Raw genomic sequence first — 262 nt, 5'->3', positions numbered from 1 at the left:
CCTGATAGCTCAGTTGGTAGAGCACTCGACTGTTAATCGAGTTGTCACAGGTTCGAGTCCTGTTCGGGGAGCCATGTTTTGAATATTTCTGAATTTTATATATAAGGTGGCGGCGTAGCTCAGCTGGCTAGAGCGTACGGTTCATACCCGTGAGGTCGGGGGTTCGATCCCCTCTGCCGCTACTCGGAGAGATACCCAAGTGGCTATAAGGGGACCCTCTGCTAAGGGGTTAGACTGCGAAAGTGGTGCGAGGGTTCGAATC

The 262-nt window shown here is 52.3% G+C and carries 1 tRNA gene; it reads left to right on the top strand.

From position 1 onward, the window contains the following. Positions 1-108 precede the first annotated feature (108 nt). Positions 109-182 (top strand) — tRNA-Met (locus ACUYLD_RS25715). Positions 183-262 lie beyond the last annotated feature (80 nt).

The organism is Paenibacillus sp. SER-28 (genome assembly GCF_052906305.1).
The sequence above is the reverse complement of the archived record's forward strand: the minus strand, read 5'-3'. Positions and strand labels throughout refer to the sequence as shown.